Source organism: Streptomyces sp. NPDC050145 (genome assembly GCF_044460245.1).
Classification (GTDB): domain Bacteria; phylum Actinomycetota; class Actinomycetes; order Streptomycetales; family Streptomycetaceae; genus Streptomyces.
The window spans coordinates 194,542-215,910 of the sequence record NZ_JBITJS010000002.1 but is presented as its reverse complement, the minus strand read 5'-3'; the positions used below and the strand labels follow the sequence as shown (position 1 = coordinate 215,910).

Genomic DNA, 21,369 nt, shown 5'->3' with positions numbered 1-21,369 from the left:
TTTGTCTGTATTTGTCGCAGAACGAGGGCCGCCCGCCGCCCCGGGGGGCGGGGGGCCGCGCGGCGGCGCGGCGGGTTGCGTCCCGCGGGTGGGGGGGGGGGGGGGGGCCCCCCCCCCACAACACTGTGTCACCGTCCGATTCCTATGGAGGTGGCGGAGAGGCCTCCTGGGGCGGCCGCGCGGAGGCACGCCGTGCCGCGCAGCGCGGCGCCGGCACCGGAGGCAGTAGGCGCAGGGCGCCCGAGGGCGGCGCGGGCCGTGGTGGAGCCGGTGGCGGCGGACGCCGCGGCGGAGGCGGCCCCGGTGGCCCCGGCCCGAACGGGCCCGGACGCGGCAGGGGCCGTGGACCGGCCCGCCCGGAGAAGAAGAGGTTCATCGACTACCCGCGCGCCTACAAGGACGGCTGGCGGCGCTGGGTGCCCTCCTGGCGCCTGGTGACCGGACTGTGCCTGGGCTTCCTGGGCAGCGTCATGGCCGTCGCGGGCGTCGCGTACGCGCTGGTGGGCGTTCCGAACGTGGCGATCGCGGCCAAGCAGCAGAACAACGTCTACTACTGGTCCAACGGCAAGCCGATGATCGCGACCGGTGGTGTGACCAACCGCCAGATCATCAAGTACGCGGACATCCCGGAGGAGATGCGCTTCGCCGTGATGTCGGCGGAGAACAAGACCTTCGAGACCGACAAGGGCATCGACCCGATGGGTATCGCCCGCGCCGTGGTCAACATGGCCAAGGGCGGCGAGACCCAGGGCGGCTCGACGATCACCCAGCAGTACGTGAAGAACGCGATGCTGGACGACCAGTCGCAGACCGTCTCCCGCAAGTTCAAGGAGCTGCTCGTCTCCATCAAGGTCGGCCGGACGGTCGACAAGGACGACGTGATGGCCGGCTATCTGAACTCGGCGTACTACGGGCGCGGCGCCTACGGCATCCAGGCGGCTGCCCGCACCTACTTCGGTGAGGACGCCTCGGATCTCGACGCGAGCCAGTGCGCGTTCCTCGCGGCCGTACTCAAGGGCGCGACCTACTACGACCCGGCCGGCTCGCCCGGTATCGACCCGGTCAATGCCACGGCGGACAAGAACCGCGCTCGTGCCGAGCTCCGCTGGAAGTGGATTCTCGACGAAGAGGTCAAGGACGGCCGGCTCACTCAGGCCCAGCGAAGCAAGTTCGACGAGTTCCCCAAGCTGCAGAACCCGCGCAGCAACGCCCAGCTCAGCGGTCAGATCGGTTATCTCGTCGACCTTGCCAAGGCGAGTGTCCTCAGGAACACGAAGATCACCGAGCAGCAGCTCAGCAAGGGCGGCTACGAGATCCACACCACCTTCGACCGCAAGAAGGTGAACGAGCTCGAGAACGCGGTCAAGAAGGTCCGCAAGGAGAACCTCGACCCGAAGCGCACGTTCCAGGGCAAGAAGGTCGACACGCACGTCCAATTCGGTGGTGCCTCCGTGAACCCCAAGAGCGGGGCCATCGAGGCCATCTACGGCGGTGAGGACGCGACCAAGCACTTCACCAACAACGCCGACGTCACCGGTGTCCAGGTCGGCTCGACCTTCAAGCCGTTCGTCCTGGCGGCCGCCTTCGAGTACGGCGTCAAGGACCCGGAGGCCGGGAACGACCAGGATGAGACGACGCGCACGATCGTCTCGCCGAAGAGTCTGTTCAGCGGCAAGAACGGGCTGAAGATCAAGGACTACGACGGCGCCATCTGGCGGAACGAGAAGGGCGAGGAGTGGAACCAGGAGAACGACGGCAAGCGGTCCTACAACCCGCCCAGCTACCAGATCGACCTGCGTGAGGCCATGCGCGAGTCCGTGAACTCGGCGTATGTGCAGCTGGGCATGGACGTCGGCCTCGACAAGGTCAGGGCGACCGCGACGAAGGCGGGCCTCCTGGAGGACAGCTTCGCGGACTCCAACTACCCGTCCTTCTCCCTCGGCACCTCCGACCCCAGCGCGATCCGCATGGCCGGGGCCTACGGAACGTTCGCGAACAGCGGTCAGCAGAACGACCCGTACTCGGTGAAGTCCATCGACCACGAGGGCGAGACGATCTACCAGCACGACGAGCCGGCCAAGCGCGCCTTCGACAACAAGGTCGCCGACAACGTCACCGACGTGCTGAAGACCGTGGTCGACAAGGGCACCGGTACCGCGGCGCAGCTGCCGGGCCGTGACGTGGCCGGCAAGACGGGTACGACCGACGGCAACAAGTCGGCCTGGTTCGTCGGCTACACCAAGCAGCTGTCCACCGCGATCACGATGTACCGGATGGACGACAACGAGAAGAACAAGAAGCGCGAGTTCCTCGAGATGTACGGCACCGGTGGCGAGGAGAAGATCCACGGTGCGTCGTTCCCGGCCGAGATCTGGCACGACTACATGTCGCAGGCCATGGAGGGCCAGCCCTTCGAGTCCTTCCCGACGCCGGAGCCCATCGGTTCGGTCGTCGGCAAGCCGAGCCCCTCGCCGACCCCGTCGATGACGACGTCGCCGTCCTCGTCCGCTCCGGCGACCCCCTCCCCGAGCCAGTCGACCGAGAGCACGTCCCCGTCACCCACCGAGACCTGCAACAAGTGGAAGGACTGGACGTGCACGACTAACGGCGGCACGACCAGCGGAGGGACGACCGACGGCGGAGCCACGGACGGCGGAGTCACTCCGGATCCGTCAGGCAGCGCCACGGACACCACCGGGGGCACCCGCGGCAACGGCAACGGAGGTGGCCTCTTCGGAGGCACAGGCTGAGTGAACACGCTGTGTTTCACGTGAAACACAGCGTGACCGAGGGTCGCCGAGGGCCGCCGCACCATTCCGGTGCGGCGGCCCTCGCCCTGTACTCAGACTCGTACGGCAGGATGTGCGGCATGCCCAGTGCAGAGACGACGTATGTGAAGCCGGAGGAGCCGGAGCAGGTGCGGCCGACCAGGGAGGACAAGGTCGCCGCCGCCGGCAGCGAGTTCCTCGGGGGCCCGATCGGATGGCGGGCCCTGACCGGCCGGTCCTGGTGGACCCCCGTACGGGTCATCGCGCTCGTCATGATCGGCATGTTCGCGCTCGGCATGGTGCAGAAGTTCCCCTGCTACGACGGCGCCTGGTTCTACGGCGCCAGCTCGCAGTACACGCACGCCTGCTACTCGGACATCCCGCACCTCTACCAGGGCCGCGGATTCGCCGACGGCCTCATCCCGTACTTCGACCGGCTGCCCGGCGACATGGAGTACCTCGAGTACCCGGTGCTCACCGGTGTGTTCATGGAGGTCGCCGCCTGGCTCACGCCCGGCAGCGGCACCATCCAGCACCAGGAGCAGGTGTACTGGATGGTCAACGCCGGGATGCTGATGATCTGCGCCGCGGTCATCGCCGCGTGCGTGGCCCGGACGCACCGCAGGCGCCCCTGGGACGGCCTCCTGGTCGCTCTCGCGCCCGCGTTCGCGCTGACGGCCACCATCAACTGGGATCTCTTCGCCGTGGCGCTCACGGCCGCGGCGATGCTCATGTGGTCCCGCGGCCGCGCGCTCGCGTTCGGCATCCTCATCGGGCTCGCCACGGCCGCCAAGCTCTACCCCGCCCTGCTGCTCGGCCCGCTGTTCGTCCTGTGCTGGCGGGCCGGGAAATGGCGGGATTTCGCGGTGGCCGCGTCCGGCGCGGTCGTGGCCTGGCTGGCCATGAACCTGCCGGTGATGCTCATGGCGTCGGACGGCTGGTCGAAGTTCTACACCTTCAGCCAGGAGCGGGGTGTCGACTTCGGCTCGTTCTGGCTGGTCATCTCCCAGCACATGGACACCCCGCTCGACACGGACGTGGTCAACACCCTGGCCTCGGCCCTCATGGTCCTGGCCTGCCTCGGAGTCGCCGCGCTCGCGCTGACCGCGCCGCGCCGCCCCCGCTTCGCTCAGCTCGCGTTCCTGGTCGTCGCGGCCTTCATCCTCACCAACAAGGTCTACTCGCCGCAGTACGTCCTCTGGCTGATCCCGCTGGCCGCGCTGGCCCGACCCAAGTGGCGTGACTTCCTCGTCTGGCAGGCCTGCGAGGTCGTGTACTTCCTCGGGATCTGGCTGTACCTCGCGTACACGACCAGCGGCGACAAGCACCAGGGTCTGCCGACCGACGGCTACCAGGCCGCCGTGATCGTCCACCTCCTGGGCACGCTCTACCTCTGCGCGATCATCGTGCGCGACATCTGGCTGCCCGAACGCGACGTGGTGCGGCGCTCCGGCGACGACGATCCCTCGGGCGGGGTGCTGGACGGGGCCGAGGACCGGTTCGTCTTCGGGCACGCGGCCTACATGGCGTGGGAGAAGGAGCACGAAGCGGAGCCGCCGCCACCGGTGAACTGGGGCAAGGACCCCGACAGTTCGCTCTGAGCGAACAAGCTGTCAGGGTGCGCTCAGGGTGCGCTCAGGGCACGCGAAAGGGGCCGGACACCGTTGGTGTCCGGCCCCTCCCGTTGGGCTCTGTGGCGCCTGTCAGCGGTCCACGAGGCGGTCGAACTGCGTGGTGGTGTGCCGCAGATGGGCCACCAGCTCCTCGCCGACCTGCGGCTCGGGAGCGTCCGCGGGCACGAACAGGATCGACACCTGCATGTGCGGGGGCTCGGCGAACCAGCGCTGCTTGCCGCCCCAGACGAACGGCGCGAGGTTCCGGTTCACCGTCGCGAGGCCGGCGCGGGCGACACCCTTGGCGCGCGGCATGACGCCGTGCAGCGCCTTCGGGGCCTCCAGGCCCACCCCGTGCGACGTACCGCCCGCGACGACCACCAGCCAGCCGTCGGAGGCCGCCTTCTGCTGCCGGTAGCCGAACCGGTCGCCCTTGGCGACCCGCGAGACGTCCAGGACGGCGCCGCGGTACTCGGTGGCGTCGTGGTCGCCCAGCCACAGGCGCGTGCCGATGCGCGCGCGGAAGCGGGTCTGCGGGAACTGCTGCTGCAGGCGCGCGAGTTCCTCGGCCTTGAGGTGGCTGACGAACATCGTGTGCAGCGGCAGCCGGGCCGCGCGCAGCCGGTCCATCCAGCCGATGACCTCCTCGACGGCGTCCGAGCCGTCGGTGCGGTCCAGCGGCAGGTGGATGGCGAAGCCCTCCAGTCGCACGTCCTGGATGGCGTGCGCGAGCTGTGGCAGGTCCTGCTCGCTCACCCCGTGCCGCTTCATCGAGGACATGACCTCGATGACGACACGGGCACCGACCAGACCGTGGACGCCGTCCACGGAGGAGACGGAGCGGATGACGCGGTCGGGCAGCGGCACCGGCTCCTCGCCGCGCCGGAACGGCGTCAGGACCAGCAGGTCACCGCTGAACCAGTCCTTGATCCGGGCGGCTTCGTACGTGGTGCCCACGGCGAGGATGTCCGACCCCATACGGGTCGCCTCCTCCGCGAGGCGTTCGTGGCCGAATCCGTAGCCGTTGCCCTTGCAGACGGGGACGAGCCCCGGAAACTGCTCGAGCACGTGCTTGTGGTGTGCCCGCCAGCGCGCGGTGTCGACATAGAGCGTGAGCGCCATGGCCGGTCCCGGAACCTTTCTCGTGGCTGCGGTGTATCAGAGGTATGAAGAAACTTTGGAGCTACGTGAATTGTGCCGGGTCCGCCGCGAAAGCGAAGCGGGTGGGGCCGGGGAGGACCTGTGACGGTCCCCCGCACGGCCGACCGTCAGCGCCGCGACATGTAGATGTCGAGCGCCTTGTGCAGCAGCTTGTTGAGCGGGAAGTCCCACTCGCCGAGGTACTCGGCGGCCTGCCCGCCCGTGCCGACCTTGAACTGGATGAGGCCGAAGAGGTGGTCCGTCTCGTCGAGCGAGTCGGAGATGCCGCGCAGGTCGTAGACCGTGGCACCGAGCGCGTAGGCGTCGCGCAGCATGCGCCACTGCATCGCGTTCGAGGGCCGGACCTCACGGCCGATGTTGTCGGAGGCGCCGTAGGAGTACCAGACGTGCCCGCCGACGACGAGCATCGTCGCGGCCGACAGGTTCACCCCGTTGTGCTGGGCGAAATACAGCCGCATGCGGTTGGGGTCCTCGGAGTTGAGGGCCGTCCACATCTGCTGGAAGTACGAGAGCGGGCGCGGCCGGAAGTGGTCGCGCGTGGCCGTGATCTCGTACAGGCGCTGCCACTCGGCGAGGTCCTGGTAACCGCCCTGGACGACCTCGACGCCGGCCTTCTCGGCCTTCTTGATGTTGCGTCGCCACAGCTGGTTGAACTGCTTGTGGACCTCTTCCAGGGAGCGGTTCGCGAGCGGCACCTGGTAGACGTAGCGGGGCTGCACGTCGCCGAATCCGGCGCCGCCGTCCTCGCCCTGCTGCCAGCCCATGCGGCGCAGCTTGTCGGCGACCTCGAAGGCGCGGGGCTCGATGAAGTCCGCCTCGATGTCGCGCAGGCGCTTCACATCGGGGTCCTGGATGCCCTTCTTGATGGAAGGAGCCTCCCAGCGGCGGATGATGACCGGCGGGCCCATCTTCACGGAGAAGGCGCCCTGCTGCTTGAGGTGCGCGAGCATCGGCCGCAGCCACTCTTCGAGGTTCGGCGCGTACCAGTTGATGACCGGGCCCTCGGGCAGATACGCCAGATAACGCTTGATCTTGGGCAGCTGGCGGTAGAGCACCAGGCCCGCGCCGACCATCTCGCCGGTCTTGTCGTCGAACCAGCCGAGGCTCTCGGAGCGCCACTCCGACTTCACATCTGCCCATGCGGGGACCTGCATGTGGCTAGCCGACGGCAGGCTCTGGATGTATGCCAGATGCTGCTCGCGACTGATGGTCCTCAGGGTCAGGCTCATTCGGGGCGCTCCTCGGGCTGGTGTGTCCCCATGGGTACAGGGGCTCCGGCTCTCGCGCCGAAGCCTACTGCGCCCTGCGAGCGCCCCGACTGGCCGTATGGAGGTCAGTCTTGGCCAGACCGTGTCGGTTCAGCCGATGACGCCGCCGAAGAGACCCCCGTGCGCCATGCCGATGAAGAAGCCGACCGCCGAGGCACCGAGCCCCAGAATCATCCCGAACCGCTCGCGGGTCGTCACGGAGATGAACTGTCCGTACGCCCCGGTCAGGATCCCGACGAGCCCCGCCCACGAGCTGAGCAGGTGCAGCCCGCTCCAGATCGAGGTGATGATCGCGATCGCGCCGAGCACTACTGTCACGCCGAGCAGCGTGTCCTGGAACGGGTGGGGCTTCCCGTCCGTGGCGAGAAGAGAGCCGGCCGTGGTGCTGTTGGGTCGCATTGCTTGTGCCATGAGGGCACCTCCTGCGGAAGGCGGCGCATCGTAGCGCCATACACACCCGATGTGTACAGAGTGCGGCCGTCCGGCGCCGGATTTCAACCGGAAGCCGAGGTGCGGGTAGTCTGTACCGTCTGCATCGGTGTCTGTCCACATCCCGACCAGGGATGCAGGCCCGCTGATCTGCTCGGCCCTCTTCGACGAGGGCCGATTGTCAGTGGTCCCGGATACCGTTGCTCACGCATAACAACCCTCCTGCCACGGAACGACCGTGGCCGCTGAGTCCAAAGGAGGTGGGTTCCACATGCGTCACTACGAGGTGATGGTCATCCTCGACCCCGATCTGGAGGAGCGCGCTGTCGCCCCCCTGATCGAGAACTTCCTCTCCGTCGTCCGTGAGGGCAACGGAAAGGTCGAGAAGGTCGACACCTGGGGCCGTCGTCGTCTCTCGTACGAGATCAAGAAGAAGCCTGAGGGCATCTACTCGGTCATCGACCTGCAGGCCGAGCCTGCGGTCGTCAAGGAGCTCGACCGCCAGATGAACCTGAACGAGTCGGTCCTCCGGACCAAGGTCCTCCGCCCCGAGACCCACTGAACTTCCTAGTTCAGCGGCACTCGGGATTCGAGTAGCAGCAAGCAGTCCGCAGCAAACCCGTCGAGAGGTTTTCCATGGCAGGCGAGACCGTCATCACGGTCGTCGGCAATCTTGTCGACGACCCCGAGCTGCGCTTCACCCCCTCCGGTGCGGCGGTCGCGAAGTTCCGTGTCGCGTCCACTCCCCGCACCTTCGACCGTCAGACGAACGAGTGGAAGGACGGCGAGAGCCTGTTCCTGACCTGCTCGGTCTGGCGTCAGGCGGCGGAGAACGTCGCGGAGTCGCTCCAGCGAGGCATGCGCGTCATCGTGCAGGGCCGGCTGAAGCAGCGGTCCTACGAGGACCGTGAGGGCGTCAAGCGCACGGTCTACGAGCTGGACGTCGAGGAAGTCGGCGCCAGCCTGCGCAGCGCCACGGCCAAGGTCACCAAGACCAGTGGTGGCGGCCGCGGTGGCCAGGGTGGATACGGCGGCGGCGGTGGCGGCCAGCAGGGCGGCGGCTGGAGCGGTGGCTCCGGCGGCGGTCAGCAGCAGGGTGGCGGCGGTGCTCCCGCCGACGACCCCTGGGCGACCGGTTCGCCGGCCGGTGGCGGCCAGCAGCAGCAGGGCGGCGGCGGTGGCGGCTGGGGCGGAAGCTCCGGCGGCTCCGGCGGCGGCTACTCGGACGAGCCCCCCTTCTAGGGACCAGTGCCCTTCCGGGGCCGGGCTCGTACCCACACTTCTTGATCACACAGGAGAAACACCATGGCGAAGCCGCCTGTGCGCAAGCCGAAGAAGAAGGTCTGCGCATTCTGCAAGGACAAGGTCACGTACGTGGACTACAAGGACACGAACATGCTGCGGAAGTTCATTTCCGACCGCGGCAAGATCCGTGCCCGCCGCGTGACCGGCAACTGCACGCAGCACCAGCGTGACGTCGCCACGGCCGTGAAGAACAGCCGTGAGATGGCGCTGCTGCCCTACACGTCCACCGCGCGATAAGGGAAGGGTGACCGAAAAATGAAGATCATCCTGACCCACGAGGTCTCTGGCCTCGGCACCGCCGGCGACGTCGTCGACGTCAAGGACGGATACGCCCGCAACTACCTGGTCCCGCGTGGTTTCGCGATCCGCTGGACCAAGGGTGGCGAGCAGGACGTGGCGCAGATCCGCCGCGCCCGCAAGATCCACGAGATCGCGACCATCGAGCAGGCCAACGAGATCAAGGCCCAGCTCGAGGGTGTCAAGGTCACGCTGGCCGTCCGCTCCGGCGACGCCGGTCGTCTCTTCGGTTCCGTCACGCAGGCTGACGTCGCTTCGGCGATCCAGACCGCCGGCGGCCCGAAGGTCGACAAGCGCCGCGTCGAGCTGGGCTCGCCGATCAAGACGCTGGGCGCCCACTCGGCGACCGTGCGTCTGCACCCCGAGGTTGCCGCCAAGGTCAACGTCGAGGTCGTCTCTGCCTGAGCCCTGCTCTGAGCAGCGCTGAAGCGAATGTGGGGCCGCACCCTCCGGGGTGCGGCCCCACATGCTTGCCGGTGTGAGATCACGGCGCCGACGCATCCCGGGGTTTCACGACCCCGGCACGGTGTTTCACGTGAAACGGTGCGCATCGGCGTGCTTGGGGTCGTATCCGGACGGATCAGCGGGTCGCGCCGGTGATGGCCCAGCGGCCGGAGCGGTAGCGCATCCAGAGGGTCGCCATCCGGGCCGCCATCATCAGGGTCATCGCACCCCAGAGGGCGGTGAGCCCGCCGCCGAGGACCGGTACCAACAGGGCGACCGGTGTGAAGACGGCCAGGGTGATCAGCATGGCCCAGGCCAGGTACGGGCCGTCGCCCGCGCCCATGAGGACACCGTCGAGCACGAAGACGATGCCGCAGATCGGCTGGGACAGGGCCACGACGACGAGGGCGGGCAGGGCGGTGTCCTGCACGACCGGGTCACTGGTGAACAGCGGTACGAAGAGCGGCCGCGTGAGGATCACCAGGACGCCGAGGACCACGCCGGACGCGATGCCCCACTGGACCATGCGGCGGCACACGTCGCGGGCGCCCTGGGCGTCGTCGGCGCCGAGGTAGCGCCCGATGATGGCCTGGCCCGCGATGGCGATGGCGTCGAGGGCGAAGGCCAGCAGGCTCCACAGCGACAGGATGATCTGGTGGGCCGCCACATCGGCGTCACCGAGCCGGGCCGCGACCGCCGTGGCGATCATCAGAATGGCGCGCAGCGAGAGCGTGCGGACCAGGAGCGGTGCGCCGGCCTGGGCGCAGGCTCGGATGCCGGCCGCGTCCGGGCGGAGTGAGGCGCCGTGGCGCCGGGCTCCCCGGACGACTACGACGAGGTAGACGACGGCCATGCCGATCTGGGCGATGACGGTGCCCCAGGCGGAGCCGGCGATGCCGAGGTCCGCGCCGTAGACCAGGCCCGCGTTGAGCGCGCCGTTGGCGATGAAGCCGGCGACGGCGACGTAGAGCGGGGTCTTGGTGTTCTGCAGGCCGCGCAGGACGCCGGTGGCGGCGAGGACGACGAGCATCGCGGGGATGCCGAGGGCGGAGATCCGCAGATAGGTGACCGCGTAGGGCGCGGCGGTGTCGGAGGCGCCGAAGAGGTCGATCAGGGCGGGTGCGGTGGGCAGGACGACGGCGATGACCGCGGCCCCGAGGATCAGGGCGAGCCAGATGCCGTCCATGCCCTGCTGGATCGCGGCGCGCAGATCACCGGCGCCGACCCGGCGGGCGACCGCGGCCGTGGTCGCGTAGGCGAGGAAGACGAAGACGCTGACGGCCGTCGTCAGCAGGGCCGAGGCCACGGCGAGACCGGCGAGCTGGGACGTGCCGAGATGGCCGACGATGGCGCTGTCGGCCATGAGGAAGAGCGGCTCCGCGACGAGTGCGCCGAAGGCCGGGACGGCCAGGGCGACGATCTCGCGGTCGTGCCGGCGCCGGGCGGCCTTGGGTGTCGCGGGAGCCTGTGTCATGGGCACCAATCTAATCTTCCACAGGTAAGAGATGCAATCGTCTAGAGACCCTTACTTGTGTGGGTCTTCCGCGTGTCGCGCGGCGGTATCCACAGAGATCTTGCGCCGACCGGGAAAGTTTTTCTTCTGCACAGCCGGTGGACGGTAAAGCACCAGGTCAGAGGGTGTGTGCAGAAAGGCCTGAGGGCTTGTTCACAGGGCTGTCCACCGTGTCGTGCACAGGTTTTCCCCAGTTGTCCACAGCGAGAGGCCCGTCGTCCACAACGCCTGTGGATAACCAGATTGGCTGACGGTGCCCACGCGCCTACCGTGGTGCGGCGCCCACTGTGTCCTGACACCTCGGAAACCTCGCGGATCCGACGCGTCAGAAGCGGAATCGGGCCCCTGATTTGTCAGTGTCGTGCCGTAGGAATGAGAGGCACGGCGAGGTCCGCTCGGCGGACGGGAGGAGGTGGCCCGGTGAGTATCTCCGAGCCATTGGACGACCCCTGGGCCGACAGCGGTCCGAGTGATCGTCTGCCCCCCACCCGCCGCCGACGTGACGGTGGGCGAGGTCCGGGGGACCAGCACGAGCGAGGCCGGGAAGAAGGTGGCTGGGACGAGGGTCCCGCCACCTTCGAGCGCGTTCCGCCGCAGGACCTGGACGCCGAGCAGTCCGTGCTCGGAGGCATGCTCCTGTCGAAGGACGCGATCGCCGACGTCGTCGAGGTCCTCAAGGCGGCGGACTTCTACAAACCCGCCCACGAAACGATCTTTCAGGCGATTCTCGACGTCTACGCCAAGGGCGAGCCGGCCGACCCGATCACCATCGCCGCCGAGCTCACCAAGCGCGGCGAGATCAACAAGGTGGGTGGCGCCTCTTATCTGCACACCCTCGTCCAGACGGTGCCGACGGCGGCGAACGCCGAGTACTACGCGGAGATCGTCCACGAGCGCGCGGTCCTGCGCCGCCTGGTCGAGGCGGGCACGCGCATCACGCAGATGGGATACGCGGCCGACGACGAGGTCGACGAGATCGTCAACAGGGCGCAGGCCGAGATCTACGCGGTCACCGAGCAGCGCACCAGTGAGGACTACCTCCCGCTCGGCGACATCATGGAGGGCGCGCTCGACGAGATCGAGGCGATCGGTTCGCGCAGCGGCGAGATGACCGGTGTGCCGACCGGCTTCACCGACTTCGACTCGCTGACCAACGGCCTGCACCCCGGCCAGATGATCGTCATCGCGGCCCGCCCCGCCATGGGCAAGTCGACGCTCGCCCTGGACTTCGCCCGCGCGGCGTCCATCAAGCACAACCTGCCGAGCGTCATCTTCTCCCTCGAAATGGGGCGCAACGAGATCGCGATGCGTCTGCTGTCGGCCGAGGCGCGGGTGGCCCTGCACCACATGCGGTCCGGCACGATGACGGACGAGGACTGGACGCGCCTCGCGCGCCGGATGCCCGAGGTCTCGGCCGCCCCGCTCTACATCGACGACTCCCCGAACCTGTCGATGATGGAGATCCGCGCCAAGTGCCGTCGCCTCAAGCAGCGCAACGACATCAAGCTCGTGATCATCGACTATCTCCAGCTGATGCAGGCCGGCGGTTCGAAGCGTTCCGAGAGCCGTCAGCAGGAGGTCTCGGACATGTCGCGAAACCTGAAGCTGCTCGCCAAGGAGCTGGAGGTCCCGGTCATCGCGCTCTCGCAGCTGAACCGTGGTCCCGAACAGCGCACGGACAAGAAGCCGATGGTGTCCGACCTGCGTGAGTCCGGCTCCATCGAGCAGGACGCCGACATGGTCATCCTGCTGCACCGCGAGGACGCCTACGAGAAGGAGTCCCCGCGCGCCGGCGAGGCCGACATCATCGTGGGCAAGCACCGTAACGGCCCGACGGCGACGATCACCGTCGCCTTCCAGGGCCACTACTCCCGCTTCGTGGACATGGCGCAGACCTGATCCAGGTCAGCCGCTCGGCCGGGGCCGGGTTCAGTCGGGTCGGGTTCAGTCGGGCTGGAAGAACGCGAGCATCTTCCGGGCGGCGTCCGGCGCCGTGAGCAGTTTCTGGAGGTCCGTGGACATCCGGGCGGCGGCGCCGGTCCGATCGAACATCTCGCGCTCGTACGCGCTGACGGCCGCGGCGTGGTCGCCCGGGTGCGCGGCCAGCGCGAGGCCGAGCTCGGCGCCGTCGAGCAGCGCCATGTTGGCGCCCTCTCCCACGGGCGGCATCAGGTGCGCGGCATCGCCGACCAGTGTGACGTCCGGCGCCGACGGCCAGGTCAGGCCGACCGGGAGGGTGAAGAGCGACCGCGGTACGACCGTGTCGTCGCAGGCCTCGATCAGCGCGGTGAACCGCGCGTCCCAGCCGGGGAGCAGCTCGATCAGCCGTGCCCGGGCCGCGGCCGGGTCGTCGAGCGGTATCCCGCTGGTGTCGAACCAGTCCTCGGTGGTGCCGTGGAAGCTGAGGCCGATGCGGACGCGGCCGTCGCCGTTGCGCTGCGCCGCCAGGGACTTTCCGTCGCCGAGCACCCAGTAGGTGCCGCGTCCGACCATCGCCGCGAGCTCGGGGTGGGTGCGGTCGATGTCGGGGATGCCGATCTCCACGACGTTCTGGCCGATGTGCACCGGCCGGGCGGCGGTGAGCAGCGGGCGGACCCGTGAGTGCGCGCCGTCCGCGCCGACCAGCAGCTCGTACTGCGTACTGGCACCGTCCGCGAAATGCAGCAGGCCGTCACCGGCGGACCTGAACGCGTGTCCCCAGCGCACCGTGTCCTCGGGCAGGGAGTCCAGCAGCAGATCGCGCAGATCGGCGCGGTCCACCTCGGGCCGGGCGAGCGGGGCGTCGTCCGGGGTGTCCTCCTGGAGGAGCAGCGTGCCGTCCGGTTCGAGCAGGCGCATGTCCTGTCCCTCACCACGGGCGATCGCGTGGAACCCGTCGATGAGACCCGCCTCACGCAGCGCCCGCTGTCCGGAGTGGATGTCGAGCATGCCGCCCTGGCCGCGCGCGTGGCGGGACGTCTCCCGCTCGTACACGACGGACTCGATGCCGTTCACGTGCAGGACCCGGGCCAGGGCCAGGCCGCCCAATCCCGCTCCGACGATCGCGATGGTCATGGTCGTCTCCCTAGAGTGATGCACCAGTGATACGCCGTATCTGGCGATACACTGTATCGCCTCATGCGTTGTATGGTGAGCGGCATGTTGGTGTGGGAGAGGCCGGAGCCGCCGGAACGACCGGTCCCGGCCCCGTTGAGCAGGGAACGGATCGTGCGAGCGGCGATCCGGCTGGCCGACGCGGACGGTCTGGACGCGGTGTCGCTGCGCAAGGTCGCCACCGTGCTCGACGTCCGTCCGATGCGGCTGTACGGCTACATCGACAGCAAGGACGAGCTGCTCGACCTGATGGTCGACGCCGCTCACGCCGGGATCCGGCCGAGCGGAGACGGCTGGCGGGAGGTGCTCCGGTCCCTGGCCGAATCCACCCGGCACGCCGCTCACGAGCACGAATGGCTCGCCGATCTCCTGGGCGGCCGGCCCCAGCTCGGGCCGCACGCGCTGGCCACCGGGGAGAGCGTGGTCGCCGCCCTGGGCGAGGTCGACGTGGACGCCGTCATGCCGCTGGTCGCCGCGGTCAACGCGTACGTGATCGGGGCGGTGCGCCGGGAGATCGCCGACCGGCGGGCCGAGCGGTCCACCGGGATGGACGAGAAGAAGTGGCAGGCCTCGCTCGGGCCCTACCTCGAACGGAGCTTCGCCACCGGCCGGTTCCCCGCGCTGGCCGCAGTGGTGCACGACGCCGCGCACCTGGACGCCGACGCCACCTTCCGGATCGGCCTCGACTGCCTGCTCGACGGCATCGCCGCCCGCATCGGGCGGTGACCTGCGGACGGTCGGCCGCACCGGCCGGGCGGTAATCGGCTCGACGGGCGCGCGTGCGCACGATGGACTGGGGCCATGACGACATCGCCGGTGTCCCCGGTACCCCAGGCAACCCCGGAAGAACTGCTGCCCTCCACGCGGCGCGCGCTCCTGCACCGCATCGCCGTGGCCCAGAGCGAGGGGCGCGCCCCGTCGCTCGTCGCCGCGGTCGCCCGGGACGGCGCCCTGGTGTGGACGGGGTCGCGCACCTCCGTGGACGGCCACGGGCCGGACGAGAACGTGCAGTACAGGATCGGCTCGATCACCAAGACGTTCACCGCCGTTCTCGTGCTGCGCCTGCGGGACGAGGGCCTTCTCGATCTGGCCGACCCGCTGGAGAAGCATCTGCCCGGCACCGGCGCGGGCGAGGTGACCGTCGCCGAACTCCTCGCACACACCGGTGGGTTGGCCGCCGAGACACCGGGCGAGTGGTGGGAGCGGTCGTCGGCCGAGCTCCGGCCGACGCTGGCGGAGATCCTCGGCGAGCAGCCGTTCCGGCACCCGGTGGGTCGCCGCCACCATTACTCCAACCCCGGTTACACGCTCCTGGGTTCGCTGGTCGAGAAGCTGCGCGGGGCGCCCTGGGCCGAGGTGCTCCGGCGGGAGGTCCTCGAGCCGCTCGGCCTGACCCGTACCAGTGCCGATCCACAGGCCCCGCACGCCGGGGGATGGGCCGTGCACCCGTACGCGGATGTGCTGCTGCCCGAACCCAGCCAGGATCTGGGGCTGATGGCGCCGGCGGGGCAACTGTGGTCGACCACCCGGGACCTGGCGGTCTTCGCCGCGTTCCTCGTGGCCGGGGACGAGCGCGTGCTCGGAGCGGACTCGCTGCGCGAGATGCGGGCGCCGGCCGCTCCCACCCTGCCCGGCGACTGGGGCGCCTCCTACGGCCTCGGGGTGCAGGTGGCGCGCCGCGACGGGCGCACGCTCGTGGGGCACAGCGGGTCGCTGCCCGGATTCGTCGCCGGGCTCTGGTTCTGCGAGGAGGAGGGGCTCGCGGCCGTCGCGCTGGCCAACTGCACGTCGGGCGTGCCCGCGGCATCCGTCGCCGCGGATCTCCTGGCGATCGTGGCCGACGCCGAACCGAGGATCCCCGAGCCCTGGCGGCCCCTCCCCGACGTGGACTCCTCTGTCCTGGAACTGGCCGGGCCCTGGTACTGGGGCACCCAGGTGGTGGCGCTCCGCCTCGCAGACGGCGACGGAGTCACGCTGGGGCCCGTGGCCGGCGGCGGCCGCAGCTCCCGCTTCCGGACGAACGGCGACGGCACCTGGACCGGGCTCGACGGCTACTACGCCGGAGAGGTCCTGCGGGCCGTACGGCGGCCGGACGGCTCGGTGAGCCATCTCGACCTCGGTTCGTTCATGTTCACGCGCGAGCCGTACGACACGGACGCGCCGGTGCCCGGCGGGGTGGACCCGGAGGGCTGGCGCGGCCTTCCGCGGTGAGCTTGATCAGGGGCGGCCGCCTGTTTCACGTGAAACAGGCGGCGCCTCAGAGCTGGAGCTTGAAACCCACGTGCGAGGCCACGAAGCCGAGGCGCTCGTAGAAGCGATGGGCATCGGCGCGGGTCGCGTCCGAGGTCAGCTGGACCAACTGGCAGTCCTGGCGCCGGGATTCGTCGACGGCCCAGGTGATGAGCCGTGTCCCCAGACCGCTGCCGCGCTCGTCGCCGTGCACGCGTACGCCCTCGATGATCGAGCGCGTGGAGCCCTTGCGGGAGAGGCCGGGGATGACAGTGAGCTGCAGGGTGCCGACGACACGCTCGCCGCGCACAGCGACGACGACGTGCTGGTTCGGTTCGTCGGTGAGTCGCGCGAGCGCGGTGAGGTACGGCGTGAGGTCGTCCGGCGACTCGCGCGTGGCTCCCAGCGGATCGTCCGCCAGCATCGCGACGATCTCCGGGACGTCCTGGGCCACGGCCGGCCTGATCTCAAGATCTTCTTCCATGGGCCGCAGCCTAGGCGGACGGGCGCGGTGCCTCAGGCCCTTTTTTACACAGGCGTGCGGAGTCCCTCGACGGCCCGGACGAGCGGAGTGAGCTCGGGGTTCTCGGCCGCGGCGTCGAGGGCCTCGCGAAGGGCTGCCTCGTTGGTGGGGCGGGCTTCGGCGAGGAGCTGGAGGCCCTGGTCGGAGACGTTGGTGTAGATGCCGCGCCGGTCGGTGGGGCACAGGTAGCGCATGAGCAGGCCGCGGTCCTCGAGGCGGGTGACGAGGCGGGTGGTGGCGCTCTGGCTGAGGACGACGGCGTCGGCGACCTGCTTCATCTGGAGGTGGCCGCCCTCTCCGTCGTGCTGGCGGCTGAGGACGTCCAGCAGGGAGTACTCGCGCACGCTGAGGTCGTGGCGGGACTGCAGGGCGCGCTCGATGTGGGCCTCGATCCTCCCGTGGAGCAGGGAGAGGGCGCACCAGCCCTGGGCGAGGGCGGTGAGTGCGGGGTCTGTGGCGGTCATGTCGGGTGGATCCTCCGTTCCGGAGTGGCTGCGCACCAGGGTAGTCGATGGCGTGAAATTGCCAGCGTCTGCAAGTAACCAGGAGCGGCGACCCCGCCCAGCCCTCGCGCCGCTCCGGCTCACCCGCACGGATCCGCCCCCGAGCAGCCACGATCATGTGGTGCTCGGGGGCGGATCCGGTCCAGCCGCGGTGGGTCAGCCGGCGGCCACCGTCAGCGGGGCGAAGCGGCGGGTCCAGTCGCCGGGGAGATCCGGCGCGGCGAAGTTCATCACCGCGTTCATGGAGATTCCTTCGAGGCCACGCTCCTTCAGCCAGGCGAGCAGTTCCTCGTGGCGTACGTCGATGTCGGTGCGCAGCGGCCGGTCGGTGCCCTCCGCGAGCGAGGCGACCAGGGCCTTCGCGGTCTCGGTGTCCCGGGCGATCAGCGGGCCGACGACATGCGTGTCCATGTTGGGCCAGGCGGCGGCGTAGCCGGTGATCCCGCTGCCGTCCTCGGCGACCCGCAGCTGGTCCGCGAAGGCCGGGAGGCGGGTGATCACGTGGGTGCGGTCGGAGCCGAAGACCTCGGCGTCCAGGCGCAGGATGGCGGAAAGGTCCTCGGCGGTGGCCGGACGGGTACGGACCGGGGAGCCCGTGCCGTCCGGGGTGAACCGGCCGCGCACCATCTCGGCCCGTCCGGTGACCTTGAAGCCCAGCTCCTCGTAGAGCGGCCGCCCGTACGGCGTCGCGTGCAGGGTCAGCGCGGTGGTGCCCGCCGACTCGACGATGTGCCGCATCAGGCGCCGGCCGACCCCCTTGCGGGCGTGGCGCTCCGCGACGAGGACCATGCCGATGGCGCTGAGCTCGGGCCGCTCCCGGGAGCCGTAGTCGGTCACCACGCAGGCGGTGACGAGTCCGCCGGCGGGGTCGTCGATGCCGTAGCCGGTTCCGGCGGCGAGCAGCAGACCCCATTTGTGTTCCTCGCGCGGCCAGCCCCGGTCCTCGGAGAGGTCGGCGCAGGCCTGGAGATCACGCGGGGTGAGACGGCGGATGGGCAGGTCGGAGAGCGAAGGTGTCGACACGCAGGTCAGGCTGTCGGATGCGGCACCCTGTCGTCCACCGCTTTGCGGGCGTTGACCCGGTGCTTTCGGCCACGTCGGGTCAGGCCCCAGGGCTTGAGCACCGAGATGGCCGTCATGAAGACGTACGAGGTCAGCGAGACGACGGGACCGGCGAGGAGGTCGGTCGCGCGGGACAGCTGCCCGCCTGCCGCAAGTGTGGTGACGGCGTCGTTCACACCCGGCCGCAGGGCGAGGACCGATGCGGCGGTCGTGGCGAGAGTGAGCCAGAACTTGACGTAGACCCATCGGTGCCGGGCCAGGCCCCAGGGCGTGCCGAGCGAGAGCACGAGGCCGCTGAGCAGGGTCAGCAGGGCGAGCGGGATCACCAGCCAGTCCGCGAAGAGCTTCATGGCGCGGGCGGAGGCCTCCACGGCCGGTCCGGCTCCGGTGGTCGTCGCGGTGACGGCCAGCGCGAGCAGCCCGAGCGTGACGCCCAGCCAGCAGGCGGAGGCGGCGACGTGGACAACGAGGAGTGCCCGTCGAGGGCGGCGCTGAAGTTTCACGTGAAACACGGTGCCGCGCACGGGCGCCGAGCACGTCTGACAGCGGGAGTATCCCCGTGTACTGGCTCCGGCGTACGGGGGCGTCCCTCGGGCCCGCCTGGTGTGGATCAGCCCAGATCGGGAGCGTGCATCGCGCGTACTCCCTCGATGTTGCCGTCCAGGTAATGGCGCAGGGAGAGCGGGACGAGATGGACCGAGGCGATGCCGACACGGGTGAACGGCACCCGGACGATCTCGTACTCCCCGCACGGCTCGTCGATCTCGGGGCCGTGCCGCTGGGTGAGGTCCATCGACTCCAGCCGGCAGACGAAGAAGTGCTGGACCTTCACGCCCGTCGCGCCGCCGTCGTCACCGATGTGTTCGACGGTGTCGACGAAGCAGGGCACCACGTCGGTGATCTTGGCGCCGAGCTCCTCGTGCACCTCGCGGTGGAGGGCGTCCACGACGGTGGTGTCCTCGGCCTCGACGCCGCCGCCGGGGGTCAGCCAGTACGGGTCGACGCCGGGCTTGGTCCGCTTGATCAGGATGAGGTGGTCGCCGTCGAGCAGGATGGCGCGTGCGGTGCGCTTGACCACGGGTCGTACGGTCATGGGAGAAATGTGGCCCCGACGGTTCCACGTGAAACATCCCGCACCGTCCTTGTCCCTCCTCGCCCCTCTTCGTCCGTCCTCAGGTCCAGTCGACGGCGGCGCGCAGCAGCCACTCGTGCGCCCGCGCGATGTGCGGCAGGGCGAGTGTGCCGGTGCGTACGACGAGGAAGTACGTGCGCAGGGGCGGCACGGGCGGGTCGAGCAGCGCGACGAGCTCCCCGCTCTCCAGGGCGGGTGCGGCCAGATAGCGGGGCACGACGGCGAGGCCGGCGCCTGATGCGACGCAGGCCAGCACCGCGCGGAGATCCGGGACGACGACCGTCCCGGACACGGCGGGGCGTGCGTCGAAGACCGCGGTCCAGTAGCGGGAGACGAGCGGGAGCGACTCGTGCACCTCGACGACCGGGAACTTCTCCAGGGAGGGCGCGGCGTCCCGGTGCAGCTTGCCCGGGCCGATCCGGGCCGCCCACCGCGGCGCCGCGACCAGGACGTGCTCCTCGTCGCAGAGCGGAGTCGCGGTGAGCAGGGCGCCGCGCGGCCGGGCGGTGGTGATGGCCAGATCGTGATGCCCTGCGCCGAGGCCCTCGAGTGACTCCTCGGCCGTGCCGAAGCTCGCCCGCAGCGCGATGCCGTGGCCGTCGTCGCGGGTCAGCGCGGTCAGGGCGGGCAGGGCGCGCTCGGCGGTGAACTCCGGCGGCCCTGCGAGGTGCAGGGTCCGTACGGAGGACTCCTCGTCGAGTCCCGCCTCGGTGATCTCCACGAGGGCGTCGAGGTGCGGGGCCGCCTTGTGGGCCAGCTCGTCGCCGATGGTCGTGGGCGTCACGCCGCGGGCCTGCCGGAGGAACAGCGGGCGGCCCAGCTGGCGCTCCAGGGTGCGGATCTGGGAGGTCACGGCGGGCTGCGAGAGCCCGAGGAGCGCGGCGGCGCGGGTGAAGGACCCGGCTCGATGGACGGTCACGAAGGTGCGCAGCAGGGCGAGATCCATGGGTGACGGCGTCCCTCCCCTCCGGTGTCCCGGTCGCGCCCCACTATAAATATGTCGATAGGTCTCTGTCGCTACTGTGATTGGACACTGACACAGAGTCAACTAGCCTTGTTGGTGCGGTTCTTCGCGCGCAGAACCGGGACGGTCCGAGCCACGAGGGGGGAGGCTCGGACCGTCCGTCACATGTGGCGGGCGCCCGATCGCGCTAGGCCGCGAGCCGGGCGCGTACGGCGTCCAGGAGCCCGTCGCTCGCTGCCTCGACGAGCTTCAGGCAGTGCTCGAACCCGGCCGTGTCGCCGTAGTACGGGTCGGGGACGTCGAGGTCGTCCGGATCGGCGGACGGATCGAAGGAGCGCAGGAGCCGCACCTTCTCCGCGTCCTGCGGCGTCGGGGCCAGTCGGCGCAGCGTGCGCAGGTGCCCCGCGTCGAGGGCGACGACCAGGTCGAGCCGGTCGAACCAGTCGCGCCGGAACTGGCGGGCGGTGTGCCCGGAACCGTGGCCGGCCTCCCGGAGGACGTGGACGGTGCGCGGATCGGCGCCGTCGCCCTCGTGCCAGCCGTCCGTGCCCGCGCTGTCCACCTCGACGAGACCGGCGAGCCCGGCCTCCCGGACGCGGGAGCGGAACACGTGCTCGGCCATGGGAGACCGGCAGATGTTGCCCGTGCAGACGAAGCAGACGCGGAAGGTCATGACGGGCGTCAGTCCTTGTCGTCGGGCAGCACGACGTTCAGCGCCCACGAGACGATCGAGATGATCAGGCCGCCGAGGACCGCGGTCCAGAAGCCGTCGACGTGGAAGCTGAGGTCCAGCTTGTCGGCGAGCCAGGAGGTCAGCATCAGCATCAGGGCGTTCACGATCAGCGTGATCAGGCCCAGGGTGAGGATGAAGAGCGGGAAGGTGAGGACCTTCACGACGGGCTTCACCAGGAAGTTGACCAGACCGAAGATCAGGGCCACCAGGAGCAGCGTGCCGACCTTCTTGCCGGTGCTGTCCCCGGTGAGCGTGATCTTGTCGAGCAGCCAGACGGCGACGGCGAGGGCCCCCGCGTTGGCGAGCGTCTTGACTACGAAATTCTTCATGTG

General features: G+C 69.7%; 22 protein-coding genes. 9 read left to right on the top strand and 13 right to left on the bottom strand.

From position 1 onward, the window contains the following. The first annotated feature begins 11 nt into the window (after positions 1-11). Together ACIBTU_RS04515 and ACIBTU_RS04510 are read left to right on the top strand one after the other, a co-directional pair. Complete coding sequence (locus tag ACIBTU_RS04515; RefSeq protein WP_399124815.1) at positions 12-2,750, top strand: transglycosylase domain-containing protein; 2,739 nt, start codon at positions 12-14, stop codon at positions 2,748-2,750. Between the two features lie 110 nt (positions 2,751-2,860). Then, positions 2,861-4,369, top strand: coding sequence for a glycosyltransferase family 87 protein (locus ACIBTU_RS04510; RefSeq protein ID WP_399124814.1), 1,509 nt, complete (start codon positions 2,861-2,863; stop codon positions 4,367-4,369). Positions 4,370-4,471: 102 nt separating this feature from the next. Here ACIBTU_RS04510 and ACIBTU_RS04505 read toward each other — a convergent pair whose 3' ends face one another. The 3 genes from ACIBTU_RS04505 to ACIBTU_RS04495 all read right to left on the bottom strand — a co-directional run bounded on the left by ACIBTU_RS04505 (position 4,472) and on the right by ACIBTU_RS04495 (position 7,221). Further along, positions 4,472-5,503, bottom strand: a complete 1,032-nt coding sequence (locus ACIBTU_RS04505; RefSeq protein ID WP_399124395.1) for an alanine racemase — start codon at positions 5,501-5,503, stop codon at positions 4,472-4,474. Positions 5,504-5,649: 146 nt separating this feature from the next. Next, positions 5,650-6,771 carry a lipid II:glycine glycyltransferase FemX gene (locus tag ACIBTU_RS04500; protein WP_399124394.1) on the bottom strand — a complete coding sequence of 374 codons (1,122 nt, stop codon included), beginning with the start codon at positions 6,769-6,771 and terminating at the stop codon, positions 5,650-5,652. Between the two features lie 129 nt (positions 6,772-6,900). After that, on the bottom strand, positions 6,901-7,221 hold the full coding sequence (locus tag ACIBTU_RS04495; protein WP_399124393.1) for a hypothetical protein: 321 nt from the start codon (positions 7,219-7,221) through the stop codon (positions 6,901-6,903). A 289-nt stretch (positions 7,222-7,510) separates the two neighbouring features. Here ACIBTU_RS04495 and rpsF point away from each other — a divergent pair, with 289 nt between their 5' ends. The 4 genes from rpsF to rplI all read left to right on the top strand — a co-directional run bounded on the left by rpsF (position 7,511) and on the right by rplI (position 9,246). Then, positions 7,511-7,801, top strand: coding sequence for a 30S ribosomal protein S6 (rpsF, locus tag ACIBTU_RS04490; RefSeq protein WP_005482942.1), 291 nt, complete (start codon positions 7,511-7,513; stop codon positions 7,799-7,801). A 74-nt stretch (positions 7,802-7,875) separates the two neighbouring features. Further along, the gene (locus tag ACIBTU_RS04485) at positions 7,876-8,481 is read left to right on the top strand and encodes a single-stranded DNA-binding protein (RefSeq protein ID WP_399124392.1); all 606 of its coding nucleotides are present in this window, start codon (positions 7,876-7,878) and stop codon (positions 8,479-8,481) included. 63 nt (positions 8,482-8,544) lie between these two features. After that, the gene (gene rpsR, locus ACIBTU_RS04480) at positions 8,545-8,781 is read left to right on the top strand and encodes a 30S ribosomal protein S18 (RefSeq protein WP_003949403.1); all 237 of its coding nucleotides are present in this window, start codon (positions 8,545-8,547) and stop codon (positions 8,779-8,781) included. Positions 8,782-8,799: 18 nt separating this feature from the next. Next, positions 8,800-9,246: a 50S ribosomal protein L9 gene (rplI, locus tag ACIBTU_RS04475; RefSeq protein ID WP_399124391.1), complete on the top strand. Its 447-nt coding sequence runs from the start codon at positions 8,800-8,802 to the stop codon at positions 9,244-9,246. Positions 9,247-9,421: 175 nt separating this feature from the next. On the opposite strand, the gene ACIBTU_RS04470 is transcribed toward rplI, so the two are convergent. After that, positions 9,422-10,768, bottom strand: coding sequence for an MATE family efflux transporter (locus ACIBTU_RS04470; RefSeq protein ID WP_399124390.1), 1,347 nt, complete (start codon positions 10,766-10,768; stop codon positions 9,422-9,424). Between the two features lie 450 nt (positions 10,769-11,218). Here ACIBTU_RS04470 and dnaB point away from each other — a divergent pair, with 450 nt between their 5' ends. Then, a complete protein-coding gene (gene dnaB / locus ACIBTU_RS04465) occupies positions 11,219-12,697 on the top strand; it encodes a replicative DNA helicase (RefSeq protein WP_399124389.1) in 1,479 nt (492 codons plus the stop codon). 45 nt (positions 12,698-12,742) lie between these two features. Here dnaB and ACIBTU_RS04460 read toward each other — a convergent pair whose 3' ends face one another. Continuing rightward, positions 12,743-13,852 (bottom strand): FAD-dependent oxidoreductase, encoded by a 1,110-nt coding sequence (locus tag ACIBTU_RS04460; protein ID WP_399124388.1) that lies wholly within the window; start codon positions 13,850-13,852, stop codon positions 12,743-12,745. An 84-nt stretch (positions 13,853-13,936) separates the two neighbouring features. On the opposite strand from ACIBTU_RS04460, the gene ACIBTU_RS04455 reads away from it, so the two are divergent. Further along, complete coding sequence (locus ACIBTU_RS04455) at positions 13,937-14,617, top strand: TetR/AcrR family transcriptional regulator (RefSeq protein WP_399124387.1); 681 nt, start codon at positions 13,937-13,939, stop codon at positions 14,615-14,617. Between the two features lie 75 nt (positions 14,618-14,692). Then, complete coding sequence (locus ACIBTU_RS04450; RefSeq protein WP_399124386.1) at positions 14,693-16,102, top strand: serine hydrolase domain-containing protein; 1,410 nt, start codon at positions 14,693-14,695, stop codon at positions 16,100-16,102. Positions 16,103-16,148: 46 nt separating this feature from the next. Here the strand turns inward: ACIBTU_RS04450 and ACIBTU_RS04445 are convergent, their stop codons facing one another. The 8 genes from ACIBTU_RS04445 to ACIBTU_RS04410 form a co-directional block, all read right to left on the bottom strand. Beyond that, on the bottom strand, positions 16,149-16,604 hold the full coding sequence (locus tag ACIBTU_RS04445; protein ID WP_399124385.1) for a GNAT family N-acetyltransferase: 456 nt from the start codon (positions 16,602-16,604) through the stop codon (positions 16,149-16,151). A 44-nt stretch (positions 16,605-16,648) separates the two neighbouring features. Further along, entirely contained in the window at positions 16,649-17,107 is a 459-nt protein-coding gene (locus ACIBTU_RS04440; protein ID WP_399124384.1) for a MarR family winged helix-turn-helix transcriptional regulator, read from the bottom strand. A 195-nt stretch (positions 17,108-17,302) separates the two neighbouring features. Next, a complete protein-coding gene (locus ACIBTU_RS04435; RefSeq protein ID WP_399124383.1) occupies positions 17,303-18,169 on the bottom strand; it encodes a GNAT family N-acetyltransferase in 867 nt (288 codons plus the stop codon). 5 nt (positions 18,170-18,174) lie between these two features. Beyond that, positions 18,175-18,711, bottom strand: a complete 537-nt coding sequence (locus ACIBTU_RS04430) for a DUF2269 domain-containing protein (RefSeq protein WP_399124382.1) — start codon at positions 18,709-18,711, stop codon at positions 18,175-18,177. A 107-nt stretch (positions 18,712-18,818) separates the two neighbouring features. After that, positions 18,819-19,301: an NUDIX domain-containing protein gene (locus tag ACIBTU_RS04425; protein WP_188337933.1), complete on the bottom strand. Its 483-nt coding sequence runs from the start codon at positions 19,299-19,301 to the stop codon at positions 18,819-18,821. A gap of 79 nt (positions 19,302-19,380) precedes the next feature. Beyond that, positions 19,381-20,286: a LysR family transcriptional regulator gene (locus ACIBTU_RS04420; protein WP_399124381.1), complete on the bottom strand. Its 906-nt coding sequence runs from the start codon at positions 20,284-20,286 to the stop codon at positions 19,381-19,383. A 205-nt stretch (positions 20,287-20,491) separates the two neighbouring features. Then, complete coding sequence (locus tag ACIBTU_RS04415) at positions 20,492-20,977, bottom strand: low molecular weight protein-tyrosine-phosphatase (protein WP_399124380.1); 486 nt, start codon at positions 20,975-20,977, stop codon at positions 20,492-20,494. An 8-nt stretch (positions 20,978-20,985) separates the two neighbouring features. Beyond that, positions 20,986-21,366 carry a phage holin family protein gene (locus ACIBTU_RS04410; RefSeq protein ID WP_188337930.1) on the bottom strand — a complete coding sequence of 127 codons (381 nt, stop codon included), beginning with the start codon at positions 21,364-21,366 and terminating at the stop codon, positions 20,986-20,988. Positions 21,367-21,369: the final 3 nt, after the last annotated feature.